Here is a 15,777-nt window from a genome sequence, read left to right as displayed (position 1 = left end):
TGGAGTGCGCAGCACTCCCAAGCCAGGCAACTCGGAGTGCCTGATAGATTGAGTCGCTGCTGTTGGGGCTGCTTCGCAACCCAGCGGGGCGGTGCGACGTTTCGCTAAATCCCCTCGCCACAAGAGCCGCGCCAGTCCATTCGACAAAGTTGAACAGCCCCTCCCCTGCGTTTCCCAGTAAACTCTGCATCTTTGCGCCGCTCATATTCCCGCGGCCATCGTCTGTTTCTGGAGTCTGCCTTGCGTCTGTTTCACACCTCCGACTGGCACCTGGGGCAAAACCTCCACGGTCAGGATCGCGACTTCGAGCATGCCTGTTTCCTTGACTGGCTGCTGCGTCAGCTGGCCAGCGAAAAACCTGACGTGCTGCTGATTGCCGGCGATATCTTCGACACGGTCAACCCGCCGGTCAAAGCCCAGGAACGGCTGTACGACTTCATCGTCAGTGCCCACGAACAAAACGCCAACCTGACCATCGTCATGATCGCTGGCAATCATGACTCCGGCTCGCGCATCGAATTGCCGGCGCCGTTGATGCGCCGCTTGCGCACCCATGCCCTGGGCCGGGTGTTGTGGCTGGACGATGGACAACTGGACGTCGAGCGCCTGTTGCTGCCATTGCCAGACGCCAAGGGCAAGGTCCGGGCGTGGTGCCTGGCGCTGCCGTTCCTGCGGCCGGCCGAGGTCACGGGCGCGCAGTTGGGAGATGATTATTTGCGGGGCATTGGCCAGGTCCATGAATGGCTGATCGCTGCCGCCAACGCCAAGCGCAAGAAAGGCCAGGCACTGATCGCTGTCAGCCATGCGCACATGGCCGGCGGCTCGGTGTCGGAGGATTCCGAGCGCAGCCTGATCATCGGCAATGCCGAAGCCCTGCCCGCCAGCCTGTTTGGCCCGAGCATCACCTATGTCGCCCTCGGACACTTGCACAAGCCACAGAAGGTCAATGGGGAAACGCGCATTCGCTACAGCGGATCGCCCATCCCGCTGTCGTTCTCGGAAATCGGCTATCAGCATCAGATCCTCGACATCACCCTCGACGGCGAAAAACTGCTGAACGTCGAGCCACGGCTGATTCCCCGCGCCGTCAACCTGCAACGCCTGGGCCCGGCACCGCTGGCCGATGTCCTGGTGCAACTCAAGGATTTGCCCGATATCGATCTGCTGGCCGATGTCCAGCGCCAACCCTGGCTGGAGGTGCGGGTGCGCCTCGACGAGCCGCAACCCGACCTGCGTCATCAAGTGGAAACGGCCCTGCAAGGCAAAGCCGTGCGGCTGGTGCGAATCGCCGCCGAGTACGCCGGCAACGGCGCCTCCGCAGGCGCCGATGAAGGTGCCACGTTGATCGAACTGGATCAGCTCAGCCCGCAAGATTTGTTCAGCCGCGCCTGGCAGGACACCTACGGCAGCGAAGTCGACGAGCAAACGCTGAAGGATTTCGCCGTGCTCTTGCAGGACGTACAGATGGAGAGCGAACAGCCATGAAGATCCTCGCCATCCGCCTCAAGAACCTTGCGTCCCTGGCCGGGCCTTTTGAAATCGATTTCACTGCCGAGCCGCTGGCCAGCGCCGGCCTTTTCGCCATCACCGGCCCCACGGGCGCCGGCAAGAGCACGCTGCTCGATGCCTTGTGCCTGGCGTTGTTCGGCGCTGTGCCGCGTCTGAACAACACCGGTCGTGACGCCAAGGTGCCAGACGCCGACGGTGAAATCGCCACGGGCGATCCGCGCACGCTGCTGCGTCGAGGCACTGGCGACGGTTATGCCGAAGTGGATTTTCGCGGCATCGACGGTCGCCGCTACCGGGCCCGCTGGGAGGCCAATCGCGCCCGGGAAAAAGCCTCCGGCAAGCTGCAAGCCAGTCGCCAGAGCCTGCGGGATCTGGACAACGATCAGCTATTGGCCAGCCAGAAAGGCGAATACAAGGCCCAACTCGAAGCCGCCCTCGGCCTGAATTTCGAGCAGTTCACCCGCGCCGTGTTGCTGGCACAGAGCGAGTTCAGTGCGTTCCTCAAGGCCGACGACAACGACCGTAGCGAACTGCTGGAAAAACTCACCGACACTGCCCTGTATACCCGCCTCGGCCGTCGTGCCTTTGACAAGGCCAAGCAGGCCAAGGAAACCCACAAGCAGTTGCAGGACCAGGCCAGCGGCGTCACGCCCCTGGCCCCCGAGGCCCGCGCCGAGCTGGATGAGCGCGTCAACCAGGCCCAGCAAGCACTCAAGACCCAACAGGCGCAGCTCAAGCAACTGGAGCAGCAACAAACCTGGCTCAAGGACCTGCGCCAGTTGCAGGACGAACAGGCCGGCGCCGCCGAGCAACTGCAACAAGCCCAGGCCGATTGGGAGGCGCAGGCCGATGAACGCCTGAAGCTGATCCGCCTGGAACAACTGGCGCCGCAGCGGCATCAGTTCATCCGGCAGGCGGAACTGGCCCGGCAATTCGAGCCGCTGGCGGTCAAGATCCAACAACTCACCCAGCAGCAAGTCGAGTTGCATGAACAACAGGGCGAATTGGAAAAAGGCCTGGGCGTGGCGCAACTGGCACTGGTCGCGGCCCGCCAGCAGAGCACCGACAACGCGCCCCTGCTGCGCCAGGCGTTCGATGAACAAAGCAGCCTCGCTCGCCTGACTCAGGAAGCCGGCCAGCGCGCCGAACACCTGCAACAGGCCCAACTGGCTTGCACCGACGGCCAACGCACCCTCGACACGTTGCTGGAGCAACAACGACAGGTGGGTGAACGCCTGCAACGGATCGCCGGTGAACTGGAACAAAGCACCGGACTCTCACCACTGAGCGATGCCTGGGGCGCCTATCGCGATCGCCTTCAACAATTGATGCTGATCGGTAACCGACTGAACAAGGGCCAGGACGAACTGGCGCTGTTGGAACACAACGCGGCGCGTGCCGCCGAGGATCTTGCCAGCCGTCGCCAAGACCTTGAGGTGCTCTACAAGGAAGCTGGCGCCGAACCGCAGGCGGTGGCCGAACAGATCCAGTTGCTCGGCAACCTCTTGCAGGACAACCGCAAGCAACTGCGCGCGTTCGAGGACCTGGCTCGGTTGTGGGCCAGCCAGCAGGAACTGGACAAACGCAGCGCGGAGCTTGAGCAACGCCAGCAGCGCGCCTTGCAGGAGCGTGACCGACTGGTGCGTGAAGGCGGAGAAGCCAAGGCCGAGCTGACCATCGCCGAACAGACCCTGACCGTGACCCGCGAGCTGCTGGAACGCCAGCGCCTGGCCCGCAGCGAAAGCGTCGAGCAACTGCGCGAACAATTGCAGGACAACCAACCCTGCCCGGTGTGCGGCAGCGTCGAGCATCCTTACCATCAGCCCGAAGCGCTGCTGCAGAGCCTCGGTCGCTTCGATGAAAGCGAAGAAGCCAATGCCCGCAAGGCGGTGGACCTGCTCAACGAAAAAGTCATCGATCTCAGGGCGCAATACAGCGGCGTCATCGCCCAGCTCAAGGAGTTCAAACAACAGCAGGAACAGCTCGCCACCCAGCATCAGAGCTTGGCGCCAAGCCTTGAAGCCCACCCGCTGGCGGCGCAAATGCTGGCCCAGGATTCGCCCAAACGCGACGCCTGGCTGGGCCAGCAAACCAGCCAACTGCAACTGCGCATCAGCCAGGACGAACAACGCCAGGCCGCCCTGCTCACCCTGCAACAGGACGCCGCGCGACTGACCCAGCAATTGCACGATGCAGAGACAGCCAGCCAGCAGGCGTCGCAGCACCTGAGCAACCAGCAACATGAACTGGCCCGGGATCGCCAACGCCTGGACGAGGAGCTCGAGCACTTCAGCGTGCTATTGCCGGCCGACACCTTGCAGGCCCTGCGCAGCGAACCGGCCGCCACGTTCATGGAACTTGACCAACGAATCAGCCAGCGCCTCGCGCAACTGGAACAGCAACGCGAAGAACTCGCCGAGCAACTCCAGCGCCAGCAAGCCTTGGAGAAAGAGCAGGATCGCCAGCAGGTCCGGGCGCAGCAATTGGAGTCTGCACAACAGCAGTTCAATGCCCTGGTCGAACAGCAACAGGCCTGCCAGGAAAAACTCACGCGGCTGCTGGGCGAACACTCCAGCGCCGAACAGTGGCAGCAGCAACTCGACGTGGCACTGGAACAGGCTCGTCATGCCGAGGCCAGCGCCAATCAACAGTTGCAGGACCTGCGTAACAACCTCGTGCAACTGGCGGCCGAACTCAAGGCTCGACATGAACAGGCCCAGGCCCTGGAGACCGAACAACAGACCTTGGCCGCGGGCATCGCCCAATGGCGCGCTTCTCACCCGGAGCTGGACGATACGGCGCTCGACGCCCTGCTCAGCCTTGATGAGCAGCAAGTCGCGCAGTTGCGACAACGCCTGCTCAACAGCGAAAAAGCCATCGAGCAGGCCCGCGTATTGCTCACCGAACGGGAGCAGCGGCTGCACAACCACCAGGCGCAAGACAACGGCAATCTACCAGCCGAACAGTTGGCCGATGCCCTCGCCACGCTCCACGAGCAATTTGCCGCCAGTGAACAGCAGTGTGTGGACCTGCGTGCCGAGCAGGCCGAGGACCAGCGCCGCCAGAACGCCAACCAGGCCCTGGCCCAGCAGATCGAGCAGGCCTACAGCGAGTACCAGCGCTGGGCACGCCTGGATGCGCTGATCGGCTCAGCCACCGGTGACCGCTTCCGCAAACTGGCCCAGGCGTACAACCTCGATTTGCTGGTGCACCACGCCAACGCCCAGTTGCGGCAATTGGTTCGCCGCTACCGCCTCAAGCGCGGCGGCAGCATGCTCGGGCTGCTGGTGATGGACACCGAAATGGGTGACGAACTGCGCTCGGTGCATTCGTTGTCCGGCGGCGAAACCTTCCTCGTCTCCCTCGCCCTCGCGCTGGGCCTGGCGTCGATGGCGTCCAGCACGCTGAGAATCGAATCGCTGTTCATCGACGAAGGCTTCGGCAGCCTCGACCCCGAGTCGCTGCAACTGGCAATGGACGCCCTCGATGGGTTGCAGGCCCAAGGCCGTAAGGTCGCGGTCATCTCCCATGTGCAGGAAATGCACGAACGCATCCCGGTGCAGATCCAGGTGCGTCGCCAAGGCAACGGGCTGAGCACGGTGGAGGTGAAATGAGCCACGCCACGCTGTATTCCTTCCGCCGCTGCCCCTACGCCATGCGAGCGCGCATGGCGTTGCGCTACAGCGCTATCGCCTTGGACATCGTCGAAGTCAGCCTCAAGGCCAAGCCCGCCGAAATGCTCGCGCTGTCGAGCAAAGGCACGGTGCCGGTATTGCACGTCGACGGGCGAGTCATCGATGAAAGCCTCGAGATCATGCGCTGGGCCTTGGGCCGGCATGATCCGCAGGATTGGAGGCTGGCGGACGACCCCGAGGGCCAGCGGTTAACGGCAGACCTGATCGAGGAAAACGACCAGGTATTCAAGCTTCACCTCAACCGCTACAAATACCCCGAGCGTCATCCCGAACAGCCGATGGAACATTATCGGAATGAGGGCGGAGTGTTTCTGCGCAAACTGGAAGAACGGCTGCAAGCGCGACCGTTCCTGATAGCGACTCACCTGAGCCTGGCGGACGTGGCGTTGCTGCCGTTCGTGCGCCAGTTCGCCCATGTCGATCGCCAATGGTTCGCCCAGGCGCCCTACCCTCGGCTACAGGAATGGCTGCAGGGTTTGCTCGATTCCGAGCTGTTCGTCGCGATCATGGCCAAATAGATATTAATCCGGCGAGCTTTCGTGGCGAGGGAGCTTGCTCCCGCTCGGCTGCGCAGCAGACGCTTTGGATGTAGCCCGAATGGGCCTGCTGCGCAGGCCAGCGGGAGCAAGCTCCCTCGCCACAACAGCTCGACAACCTGTTCAAGCTTCGGCGCTGCACATGCGCACTCTGGCGCAATCAATTTGAAACGGCCCAAACACCGCCACCCGTGGCTTGACCGGCGGATTCCCCACCAACACGCCCAAAGCCCGGGCGGTGAGGATGTTATGGGCGATGTTGTGGTTGCATTCGATCGTTCGCGCCAACGATCCCGCCGACGCCTGCCCCATTCCGAGCAATGAAAAACCATTGGTGATGAATGCCAGGAAGGCGATCACCCAGAATTTGCACCTGCTCATGCCCCGGCGGCTCCTTTCACTGCGCCCTGTTCAGCAGCGACAGCGGAGACTGGATGATGACCAAGGGTGGAAGCCTGCAGGGAAGTTTCAACGGTACCCTCATACTGGGTTCCAACACTGACCAGCAGCACCAACGCCACATAAAAACCAATGGCTATGTAGGCGCCGTGTTTGGCAGAAGACAGGATTGCGCTGGCCATGGGGTTCTCCGTGGGCATGTTTGAATGCCCACAGGATCAATCAAATAAACCGTTATGAGTAGCGACCAATATGCATAGTCACCATCATTTTTATTGATTGATAGAAAGTCCCCTTCAGTCACTCAGCAAGCTCAACAATCGCTCACGAGCCACTTCCGATTCGCCGGAAACGGGCTGGGCGGCCGAGACAATCGGGGTGGAATAAAGGAACAGCAACATCACTGCCAGACGCATCGCCATGGTGTCGATCCTTAACGCAAGGGAGTCAATTAACTAGCGTCAAATTTAAACACATGGCCATGTGATATCACAACGGTGATTTCCTCCCAAACGCACGAAGCCTGCGATCTTGTCTCTCCTGGAAATCCATGGGGAGATGAAAAGATCGCAGGCTTCAGTGGTCAGCGTGATTCAGTGTTGAGTCTTGTGGTCCAGCGCCGCGTAGAAATTGGCGCTCTGTTGCAGGTACTTTTCGGTGTAGCTCTGGGTGCGGTTTTGCTTGTTGCTGATTTCGACGCTGGCACTGGCCGGCAATGCAACGGTGGCGGAGATGGCGGAAGCAGCGATAACGGAGAAAAGATTCAGGTTCATGGCGGTAGTCCTCGGATTCAGTTGGCTGATTTGCCCGGTGGGGCCGTGAAGCAAACTTACGCGCCGAGGCGTCTCGCCTTGAAATGCTTTGTAATACTAGCGACTATCAGTCTCGTTGATACAACGGTGAAGGCCCCATGAATCGGGGCCTCCAGCTTATTGACGAACGAGGAATTTCAAATCGCTCGGTGCGTCCATCGGCAGTTTCTGGACGGTCTTGCCCAGCAGGCCGGTCTTGGAATCGCGCTCGATGACCACGATCTGGTTGCTTTTCTGATTGGCGACCAGGACGAATTTTTCGCTCGGATCGAGGCTGAATTCCCGAGGATGATCACCCTCGACGGAGCGCCGTTGCAATTCTTTCAGCGTGCCAGCGGCCGGGTCTACGGCGTACACCAGGAGTTCATTGGTGGTGCCTCGATTGCTGACGTAGAGGAACTTGCCATCCTTGGAAGCATGCAACGCTGCCGCAGCCTTACCCGGCTGGGGTTTTCCGTCGGCCAGATTGATCAGTTGGCGCTGAGTCAGGCGACCGTCGTGGTAATCGAATACGGCCACCTGGGCGGTCATTTCCATCGTCAGCCAGGCGTGCTTGCCGTCGCCACTGAACAACAGGTGACGCGGCCCGCTGCCCGGTGGCAATTGCACGAACGGCGGATCGGCAGGCGTCAGCGGCATTTCGGGGTTGGCCTTGGGGTCGTAGCGGTAGACAAACACCTTGTCCGCCCCCAGGTCATTGGCGAACACATACTTGTCATCGGGTGAAGGCACCGCCGAATGCACATGGCCGGACTTCTGTCGCTCGGGATTGACCCGACTCGGCTGATGGCCGCCCGCTTGCACCACCGGCGCCAGCTTGCCGTCCGCGCCCACCGGCAACACCACCAAGGTGCCGCCCGGGTTCTCCAGGACGGAATAATTACTCACCAGCAAATGCCGGCCGTCCTGGCTCAAGCTGGAATGGGTCGGCTCGTTGCCCAGGGATTGCACCTGGTTGATCAGGCTCAACGCGTGGGTCTTCGGATCGATGGCGTAGCTGCTGACCTTGCCCACCGGGTCTTTCTGGCCCGGCCCGTTTTCGTTGACGACGAACAGTCGCGTCAGGTCCTTGGACAGGGTCAGCCAGGAGGGGTTGTCGGTCTTGATCACCTGCAACGGATTGGCATCGAGCTGGCCGGTGCGGCTGTCGAATTGCAACCGGTAGATGCCCTGGCTCTGCCCAGCGGTGTAGGAACCCACCAGCAATTGATGACGATCGCTGGTGTCGGCCTGGACGCCCATGGCGCCGACGCTGCCGGCCATCAACAAGGGCCAGAAACTACGCATCTTCATGTTCGGAGTCCTCATCGTCGTGGCCGCTGGTGGCTTCCACGCATTCCAGGTGGTGATCGCCCGAATCGCTGGTGATGGTCCAATGCTTCAGGGCTTTGTCGAAGGTCGCGGCCTGCATCTGCGCAGGCGTGAAACGCCAATGTTCGAGGGTGCGACCGTTCATGCACTCGACGTGCAACTGGTCCTGCTCGTCGAGGGAGAAATCGAATGCGTGCAGCCCGTCGATGATCAGCATGTCGCAGTGTTCGAGGGCGTGCAGCAGGGTGTCGTTCAGGGCAGTCATGGCGATCAGTCGGTCATTGGGAAAACCAGCATGATAACCCAATGTCAGAGTGGGTCTTGGGTCATAAGGTTCGGAAGCGGCTTCGCCTGATAGATCGCTTTCGCGAGCAGGCTCGCTCCCACAGTTTGATTTTCAGCGAACACAATTTCTGCGTTCACTGGAGATCCCCTGTGGGAGCGAGCCTGCTCGCGAAGAGGCCGGCACATTCACTTTGAATGCAACGGCCTCACGCAGGTCCTCAAAGCGCCTCGCGCCCCGGCACACCATCCACCAACCGCAGAATCCCCAGCGGGTTGGCGTTTTTCAGCGGTTCCGGCAGCAGGTTGTCCGGGTAGTTCTGGAAGCACACCGGACGCAGGAAGCGATCGATCGCCAGCGTGCCCACCGAAGTGCCACGAGCATCGGACGTCGCCGGATAAGGGCCGCCATGGACCATCGAATCACACACCTCGACACCGGTCGGATAGCCATTGAGCAAGATGCGCCCAACCTTCTGTTCCAACAACGGCGTCAGTTCGCCGAACTGTTCGAAATCCGCCTGCTCGCCAATCATCGTGGCGGTGAGCTGGCCGTGCAGGCCGTTCAACGCGGCGCTCAGTTGCGCCCGGTCGGCCACTTCGACGAACACCGTGGTCGGCCCGAAGACCTCTTCCTGCAGTGCTTCGTCACCGTTGATCAACAGGCTGGCGTCAGCCTTGAACAATTGCGGCTGGGCCTGGTTGCCTTGCTGGTCGCGACCGGCCAGGCGCTGGATACCCGAGTGAGCCAGCAATTTCTGCAGGCCCTTGCCGTAGCTTTGCAGCGTACCGGCGTTGAGCATGGTCTGCGGTGCCTGGTCGCCGATCAGCGTAGCCACTTGCTCGGTGAAGGCAGTGAATTCCGGCGAGCGAATGCCGATCACCAGGCCAGGATTGGTGCAGAACTGACCGCAACCCTGCACCACCGAAGCGGTGAGGTCACGGGCAACGCTCTCGGCACGGTTTTTCAAGGCCTGTGGCAAGACGATCACCGGGTTGATGCTCGACATCTCGGCAAACACCGGGATCGGCTGCGGCCGCGCAGCCGCCATGTCGCACAGCGCACGCCCGCCCTTGAGGGAGCCGGTGAAACCCACGGCCTGGATCGCCGGATGCTTGACCAGCCATTCGCCGACACCCCCGCCATAGATCATGTTGAACACGCCTGCCGGCATCGCGGTTTTCTCCGCCGCGCGGATAATTGCATCTGCCACGTGTTCGGCGGTAGCCATGTGGCCGCTGTGGGCCTTGAATACCACCGGGCAACCGGCGGCCAGTGCGGCGGCGGTATCACCACCGGCAGTGGAAAACGCCAGCGGGAAGTTACTGGCGCCGAATACCGCCACCGGGCCGAGGCCGATGCGGTATTGACGCAGGTCCGGGCGCGGCAGCGGTGTGCGCTCAGGCAAGGCGCGGTCGATGCGCGCGCCATAGAAGTCGCCACGACGCAGGACCTTGGCAAACAGGCGCATCTGGCCGCTGGTGCGACCGCGCTCACCTTGGATGCGGGCCGCTGGTAGCGCGGTTTCGCGGCAGACCACGGCAACGAACTCATCGCCCAGGGCGTCCAGTTCATCGGCGATGGCATCAAGGAACTCGGCCCGACGCGCAGCGCTCAGGCTGCGATAAGCCGGATAAGCCGCCGCAGCGGCCTTGGCGGCAGCGTCGACTTCCTCCGCCGTGGCCTGGACGAAATCATGGGGCAACGCCTCGCCAGTGCTGGCGTCGATACTTTGCAGGCGAGTCTGACCGGCCGCGCTGCGCGCCCCGCCGATGTAGTTGTGGCCAAGGATCTGGTTCATCGCAAGTCTCCTCTTAAAGTGTGCCGATAGTACCCGGATTGAATACCGCGTCTACCGGGGCAATGCCGTTGACCAGCGGCGCGCCGAACTCGGCCTGGCTGATCTCGAACACATCCCCCGGCTGGGTGCGGATGCCGTCGGCGAACGACAGCGTCGCGGTGCCGAAAAAGTGAACGTGCACGTCCCCCGGGCGCAGGAACTGACTGTACTTGAAGTGGTGGAATTCCAGGTTTTCGAGGCTGTGGCACATGTTCGCCTCGCCACTGAGGAATTCGTTCTGCCACAGCACTTCGCCGTTGCGCAGGATACGACTGGTCCCGGACAGATGTTGAGGCAGTTCACCCACGCGAAGTTCCGGGCCGAAACTGCAACTGCGCAGTTTCGAATGGGCCAGGTACAGGTAATTCTTGCGTTCCATGACGTGGTCGGAGAATTCGTTGCCCACCGCGAAGCCCAGGCGATAAGGCTTGCCGTCGAGGCCGATGACGTACAGGCCGCTGATCTCCGGCTCTTCGCCAGCGTCTTCGGCAAACGGCGGCAGTGGGAACGGATGGCCCGGACGGACCACGATACTGCCGTCGCCCTTGTAGAACCATTCCGGTTGCACACCGGCCTGCCCGGCCTGTGGCTTGCCGCCTTCGACGCCCCATTTGAAGATGCGCATGGTGTCGGTCATGGCGCTTTCATCGCCGGCCTGTTGGTGCATTTTGTCTCGGGCCGAGGCGCTGCCCAGGTGGGTCAGGCCGGTGCCGCTGACCAACAGGTGCGCCGGGTCCGGGTGGTCAAGCGGCGGCAGGATGCGCAGCTCGCCGAGCAACCGGGCGTAGTCATGGCTCGCCCCCAGGCCCAAGCCGTTGACCTGCTGCTCAAGCTTCACGCTCGCCTCGATGGCAGCCAGCGCCAGCTCACGCACCGTGTGGGCGCCCTGCACTTCGCGCACTTGGTCACCATCAACCACACCAACGCGGCGCTCGCCGTTACTCAATTCGAACTGAACTAAACGCATATCTTTCTCCTTGTAAGCAAATCTTGAATTCGGTGCGGTCCCCTGTGGGAGCGAGCTTGCTCGCGATAGCGGCCTTATATTCACCCATGATGTCGTCTGTCAGATCGCCATCGCGAGCAAGCTCGCTCCCACAGTGGGTTTTGGTGACCTCAGGTACGCGTCGCCCCGCGGGCGCTGGCGGCGAACTGGTCCGCCGGCAATACGTGCTTGCGCTCCAGCAGGCGATAGACCACGCCAGTCAGCACCAGGCCGAACACCATCACACAGGACAGGAAATACAGCCCCGAGGCCAGGTTGCCGGTGTACTCCTTCAGCGCACCGATCACGAACGGCCCGATGTAGCCACCGAGGTTGCCCACCGAGTTGATCAGTGCGATACCCGCCGCCGCGCTGGCACCGGCAAAAAACCGCCCCGGCAAGGTCCAGAACACTGCCGTGCAGGAAAACAGCGCGAACGCCACCAGGCACAGCGCCGCCAATTGCAACACCGGCACCGACAGCCAGGCGCTGAGAAACAGGCCGATGGCACCCAGCACATACAACACCGCCAGGTGGCCGTACCGATCATTCAAGCGGTCGGAGCTGCGCGGGATGATCAGTAGGCCGACGATCCCGAAGATATACGGCACGGAAGAGACGAAACCGGTCACCAGGTCGCTGCCACCGAACTGCTTGATCAGCGTCGGCAACCACAGGCCCAGGCCATAGATGCTCAAGGTCACTGGCAGGTAGAACAGCGCCAGCAGCAAGACCCGCTTGTCTTTCAGCGCATGCAGCGGATTGCCGTGGCGGGTCTGGCCGTATTCCTGCAGGTCTTTTTGCAGCTCACCGGTCAGCCAATCCTTCTCGGCCTGGTCCATCCATTTGACCTGCTGCGGACCGTCCGGCAGGTAGCGCAGCACCGGCCAAGTCAACAGCACCGCCGGCAGGCCGATGACGATGAACAGCCATTGCCAGCCGTGCAGGCCAAGGATGCCGTCCATGCCCAGCAAGCCACCGGACACCGGACCGGTGATCATCATTGCGATGGGTTGGGAAAGAATGAACAGCCCGAGGATCTTGCCGCGATGGCGTACCGGGAACCATTGGGTGATGTAGTACAGCACGCCCGGGAAGAACCCGGCTTCGGCCGCGCCCAGCAAAAAGCGCATCACATAGAAGCTGTGCGGCCCTTGCACGAAGGCCATGCCGATGGTGATGGCGCCCCAAGTGATCATGATCCGGGCGAACCAGCGCCGCGCACCGAAGCGTTCCAGCATCAGGTTGCTGGGGATCTCCAGCAGGAAATAACCAATGAAAAACAGTCCGGCGCCCAGGCCGTAGGCGGCGTCGCCGATGCCGATGTCGGCGCCCATGTGCAGCTTGGCAAAACCCACCGCAGAGCGGTCTACGTAGGCGATCAGATACAGCAGGATCAGGAAGGGAATCAGTTTGAGGGTGATGCGACGAATAAGCCGCAATTCCTGGCTCATGGGACCGGTCTCCGATTGTTGTTGTTATAGAACCTCGGGGGATTTCTCTCGCGCATGACCGCCAGGACAACCCCTCCGTTGAATCGGACTATATAGTAATACTATTTACCCAACAACACTTCCAAACCGCGTAAATTGCGCTTATGTTACGCTTCAGCTCGAACAATATAGTCATACAATAAGAGAATCGATCATGTCTGATAAGAAACCCTCCCTGCGCTCGGCCCAATGGTTTGGCACCGCCGACAAGAACGGCTTCATGTACCGCAGCTGGATGAAAAATCAGGGCATCGCCGACCATCAGTTCCATGGCAAGCCGATCATCGGCATTTGCAACACCTGGTCGGAGCTGACGCCATGCAACGCGCACTTCCGGCAGATCGCCGAACACGTCAAGCGCGGCGTGATCGAGGCCGGGGGTTTCCCGGTGGAATTCCCGGTGTTCTCCAACGGTGAATCGAACCTGCGCCCCACCGCCATGCTGACGCGCAACCTGGCGAGCATGGACGTGGAAGAAGCGATTCGCGGCAACCCGATCGACGGCGTGGTGCTGCTCACCGGTTGCGACAAGACCACTCCAGCGCTGCTGATGGGCGCCGCCAGTTGTGACGTACCGGCCATCGTCGTCACCGGCGGGCCGATGCTCAACGGCAAGCACAAGGGCCAGGACATCGGCTCCGGCACCGTGGTCTGGCAATTGAGCGAGCAGGTCAAGGCCGGCACCATCACCATCGACGATTTCCTCGCGGCCGAGGGCGGCATGTCCCGCTCGGCCGGTACCTGCAACACCATGGGCACGGCGTCGACCATGGCGTGCATGGCCGAAGCCCTCGGCACTTCCCTGCCCCACAACGCGGCGATTCCAGCCGTGGACGCCCGTCGTTATGTGTTGGCCCATATGTCCGGCATGCGCGCCGTGGAAATGGTCCGCGAAGACCTGAAACTGTCGAAGATCCTGACCAAGGAAGCCTTCGAAAACGCCATCCGCGTCAACGCCGCCATCGGCGGTTCGACCAACGCGGTGATCCACCTCAAGGCCATCGCCGGGCGCATTGGCGTACAGCTGGACCTCGACGACTGGACCCGCATCGGCCGCGGCATGCCGACCATCGTCGACTTGCAGCCGTCCGGGCGCTTCCTGATGGAAGAGTTCTACTACGCCGGTGGTCTGCCCGCCGTGCTCCGTCGTCTCGGCGAAGCGAACCTGATCCCGCACCCGAACGCACTGACGGTCAACGGCAAGAGCCTCGGCGAAAACACCAAGGACGCACCGATCTACGGCCAGGACGAAGTCATCCGCACCCTGGACAACCCGATCCGCGCCGACGGCGGCATCTGCGTATTGCGCGGCAACCTGGCGCCGTTGGGCGCGGTGCTCAAGCCATCCGCCGCCACGGCCGAGCTTATGCAGCATCGTGGTCGTGCGGTGGTGTTCGAGAACTTCGATGAATACAAGGCGCGGATCAACGACCCGGAACTCGATGTGGACGCCGACTCGATCCTGGTGATGAAGAACTGTGGGCCAAAGGGTTATCCGGGCATGGCCGAAGTGGGCAACATGGGCCTGCCGGCCAAGCTGCTGGCCCAGGGCGTGACGGATATGGTGCGCATTTCCGACGCACGCATGAGCGGCACCGCCTACGGTACGGTGGTCTTGCATGTGGCGCCGGAAGCCGCGGCCGGCGGACCTTTGGCCGCCGTGAAAGAAGGCGACTGGATCGAACTCGATTGCGCCAGCGGCCGCCTGCACCTGGACATCCCGGACGCCGAACTCGCCGCGCGCCTGGCCGACCTCGCGCCACCGCAGCAATTGTTGGTGGGCGGCTATCGCCAGTTGTACATCGATCACGTGCTGCAAGCCGACCAGGGCTGCGACTTCGACTTCCTGGTGGGCTGCCGTGGGGCCGAGGTACCGCGTCACTCTCACTAACCCCGCCCATCCCCCTGTGGGAGCGAGCCTGCTCGCGATGGCGGTTGAACATTCAACATAAGAGTTGGCTGTCACACCGACTGTGGCGAGGGAGCTTGCTCCCGCTCGGTTGCGCAGCGACCGCCCAGGGGGGCCTGCTGCGCAGTCCAGCGGGAGCAAGCTCCCTCGCCACAAGGTCTCTTAGACCCAAGGGTTCAACCTGATGCATATCCGCCGCGCCTGCTATCATGCGCAGCACTCCCCTCGCCGACAGGATCGCGCCGCGTCCCATGGATTACCGTAAACCTTCCGACCGTAAAAGCATGCACGCGCGCATCGTCCAGGAACTGGGTATGCAGATCGTCTCCGGGCGCTTCAAGCCGGATGACAAACTGCCCGCCGAAGCCTTGTTATGCGAAGAGTACGCGGTCAGTCGCCCGGTGCTGCGCGAAGCCACGCGAGTGCTGGTCGCCAAGGGCCTGGTCTATTCGCGTCCTCGCGTGGGCACGGTGGTCAAGGCCCGTCGGGAATGGCACATGCTCGACCCGGACGTCCTGCACTGGCTGATGCAGAGCAGCCCGCAGAACGAATTCTTCGGCCTGCTGACCAGCGTGCGCAGCATCATCGAGCCGGCCGCGGCTGCCCTCGCCGCCCAACTCGCCACCGACGAAGACATCGCCTCCATCAACGAAGCCTACCAGCGCATGGAAGCCGCCCCGACACCCGAAGCCCTGTTGCAGCCGGACCTGGATTTCCACAGCCGCATCGCCGACGCGACCCACAACGACCTGCTCGCCAACCTCTGCAACATGTTGTCGGTGGCGATCGCCGAAGCCCTCAAGCACTCCAACCAGCGGCCCAACCTGCATGAGCTGGCGATGCCGCGGCACAAGGCGATCCTCACCGCCATCGAGAACCGCGACGCCCTCGGCGCGCGCCATGCCACGCTGGTCCAACTCGACGACGCCCGCAGCGCGCTGAATGTGGTGCTGGGCAGCGATCCCGACCCGGCCTGACACAACTGGCGCCGCACCGGGTGATATC

Annotated in this window: 14 protein-coding genes; 5 read left to right on the top strand and 9 right to left on the bottom strand. The window is 62.2% G+C overall.

Going from position 1 to position 15,777, the window contains the following annotated elements:
- Positions 1-240: 240 nt before the first annotated feature.
- From FHK92_RS25165 to FHK92_RS25155, 3 genes are read left to right on the top strand one after another with little or no spacing between them, the layout of a single operon-like run.
- Entirely contained in the window at positions 241-1,485 is a 1,245-nt protein-coding gene (locus tag FHK92_RS25165) for an exonuclease SbcCD subunit D C-terminal domain-containing protein (RefSeq protein ID WP_181290501.1), read from the top strand.
- Positions 1,482-5,123, top strand: a complete 3,642-nt coding sequence (locus tag FHK92_RS25160) for an AAA family ATPase (RefSeq protein WP_181290500.1) — start codon at positions 1,482-1,484, stop codon at positions 5,121-5,123. The genes FHK92_RS25165 and FHK92_RS25160 overlap by 4 nt, the downstream gene beginning before the upstream one ends.
- Positions 5,120-5,722, top strand: a complete 603-nt coding sequence (locus tag FHK92_RS25155; protein WP_181290499.1) for a glutathione S-transferase — start codon at positions 5,120-5,122, stop codon at positions 5,720-5,722. Before FHK92_RS25160 ends, FHK92_RS25155 begins: the two co-directional genes overlap by 4 nt.
- A 141-nt stretch (positions 5,723-5,863) precedes the next feature.
- Here FHK92_RS25155 and FHK92_RS25150 read toward each other — a convergent pair whose 3' ends face one another.
- The 9 genes from FHK92_RS25150 to FHK92_RS25115 form a co-directional block, all read right to left on the bottom strand.
- Positions 5,864-6,121 carry a hypothetical protein gene (locus FHK92_RS25150; protein WP_181290498.1) on the bottom strand — a complete coding sequence of 86 codons (258 nt, stop codon included), beginning with the start codon at positions 6,119-6,121 and terminating at the stop codon, positions 5,864-5,866.
- On the bottom strand, positions 6,118-6,321 hold the full coding sequence (locus tag FHK92_RS25145) for a hypothetical protein (protein WP_181290497.1): 204 nt from the start codon (positions 6,319-6,321) through the stop codon (positions 6,118-6,120). The genes FHK92_RS25150 and FHK92_RS25145 overlap by 4 nt, the downstream gene beginning before the upstream one ends.
- Before the next feature lie 114 nt (positions 6,322-6,435).
- Positions 6,436-6,561, bottom strand: coding sequence for a hypothetical protein (locus tag FHK92_RS27945; protein WP_258232740.1), 126 nt, complete (start codon positions 6,559-6,561; stop codon positions 6,436-6,438).
- A 171-nt stretch (positions 6,562-6,732) separates the two neighbouring features.
- Positions 6,733-6,912 carry a hypothetical protein gene (locus FHK92_RS25140; RefSeq protein WP_030142605.1) on the bottom strand — a complete coding sequence of 60 codons (180 nt, stop codon included), beginning with the start codon at positions 6,910-6,912 and terminating at the stop codon, positions 6,733-6,735.
- Positions 6,913-7,068: 156 nt separating this feature from the next.
- Positions 7,069-8,244, bottom strand: coding sequence for a lactonase family protein (locus FHK92_RS25135; RefSeq protein ID WP_181290496.1), 1,176 nt, complete (start codon positions 8,242-8,244; stop codon positions 7,069-7,071).
- The gene (locus tag FHK92_RS25130) at positions 8,231-8,527 is read right to left on the bottom strand and encodes a DUF5629 family protein (RefSeq protein ID WP_181290495.1); all 297 of its coding nucleotides are present in this window, start codon (positions 8,525-8,527) and stop codon (positions 8,231-8,233) included. Before FHK92_RS25130 ends, FHK92_RS25135 begins: the two co-directional genes overlap by 14 nt.
- 238 nt (positions 8,528-8,765) lie before the next feature.
- Positions 8,766-10,346, bottom strand: coding sequence for an aldehyde dehydrogenase (NADP(+)) (locus FHK92_RS25125; protein WP_181290494.1), 1,581 nt, complete (start codon positions 10,344-10,346; stop codon positions 8,766-8,768).
- 13 nt (positions 10,347-10,359) lie between these two features.
- Positions 10,360-11,352 carry an AraD1 family protein gene (araD1, locus tag FHK92_RS25120; protein WP_181290493.1) on the bottom strand — a complete coding sequence of 331 codons (993 nt, stop codon included), beginning with the start codon at positions 11,350-11,352 and terminating at the stop codon, positions 10,360-10,362.
- A gap of 149 nt (positions 11,353-11,501) precedes the next feature.
- On the bottom strand, positions 11,502-12,824 hold the full coding sequence (locus tag FHK92_RS25115) for an MFS transporter (RefSeq protein WP_181290492.1): 1,323 nt from the start codon (positions 12,822-12,824) through the stop codon (positions 11,502-11,504).
- A gap of 193 nt (positions 12,825-13,017) precedes the next feature.
- Here FHK92_RS25115 and FHK92_RS25110 point away from each other — a divergent pair, with 193 nt between their 5' ends.
- Positions 13,018-14,754: an IlvD/Edd family dehydratase gene (locus FHK92_RS25110; RefSeq protein WP_181290491.1), complete on the top strand. Its 1,737-nt coding sequence runs from the start codon at positions 13,018-13,020 to the stop codon at positions 14,752-14,754.
- 269 nt (positions 14,755-15,023) lie between these two features.
- Entirely contained in the window at positions 15,024-15,749 is a 726-nt protein-coding gene (locus FHK92_RS25105; RefSeq protein ID WP_181290490.1) for a FadR/GntR family transcriptional regulator, read from the top strand.
- Positions 15,750-15,777: the final 28 nt, after the last annotated feature.

It is taken from the genome of Pseudomonas brassicacearum subsp. neoaurantiaca, assembly GCF_013608025.1.
In the GTDB taxonomy this organism is placed as follows: Bacteria; Pseudomonadota; Gammaproteobacteria; order Pseudomonadales; family Pseudomonadaceae; genus Aquipseudomonas.
Note: the sequence above shows the minus strand (reverse complement) of the source record. Positions and strands in the feature narration are given on the sequence as shown.

Excerpts from the sequence above, each read along its gene's own strand:
- FHK92_RS25130 (WP_181290495.1), bottom strand. The coding sequence starts at position 8,527 with ATGACTGCCCTGAACGACACCCTGCTGCACGCCCTCGAACACTGCGAC.
- FHK92_RS25160 (WP_181290500.1), top strand. The coding sequence starts at position 1,482 with ATGAAGATCCTCGCCATCCGCCTCAAGAACCTTGCGTCCCTGGCCGGG.
- FHK92_RS25110 (WP_181290491.1), top strand. The coding sequence starts at position 13,018 with ATGTCTGATAAGAAACCCTCCCTGCGCTCGGCCCAATGGTTTGGCACC.
- FHK92_RS25105 (WP_181290490.1), top strand. The coding sequence starts at position 15,024 with ATGGATTACCGTAAACCTTCCGACCGTAAAAGCATGCACGCGCGCATC.
- araD1 (WP_181290493.1), bottom strand. The coding sequence starts at position 11,352 with ATGCGTTTAGTTCAGTTCGAATTGAGTAACGGCGAGCGCCGCGTTGGT.
- FHK92_RS27945 (WP_258232740.1), bottom strand. The coding sequence starts at position 6,561 with ATGGCGATGCGTCTGGCAGTGATGTTGCTGTTCCTTTATTCCACCCCG.
- FHK92_RS25115 (WP_181290492.1), bottom strand. The coding sequence starts at position 12,824 with ATGAGCCAGGAATTGCGGCTTATTCGTCGCATCACCCTCAAACTGATT.
- FHK92_RS25125 (WP_181290494.1), bottom strand. The coding sequence starts at position 10,346 with ATGAACCAGATCCTTGGCCACAACTACATCGGCGGGGCGCGCAGCGCG.
- FHK92_RS25150 (WP_181290498.1), bottom strand. The coding sequence starts at position 6,121 with ATGAGCAGGTGCAAATTCTGGGTGATCGCCTTCCTGGCATTCATCACC.
- FHK92_RS25135 (WP_181290496.1), bottom strand. The coding sequence starts at position 8,244 with ATGAAGATGCGTAGTTTCTGGCCCTTGTTGATGGCCGGCAGCGTCGGC.
- FHK92_RS25155 (WP_181290499.1), top strand. The coding sequence starts at position 5,120 with ATGAGCCACGCCACGCTGTATTCCTTCCGCCGCTGCCCCTACGCCATG.
- FHK92_RS25140 (WP_030142605.1), bottom strand. The coding sequence starts at position 6,912 with ATGAACCTGAATCTTTTCTCCGTTATCGCTGCTTCCGCCATCTCCGCC.
- FHK92_RS25145 (WP_181290497.1), bottom strand. The coding sequence starts at position 6,321 with ATGGCCAGCGCAATCCTGTCTTCTGCCAAACACGGCGCCTACATAGCC.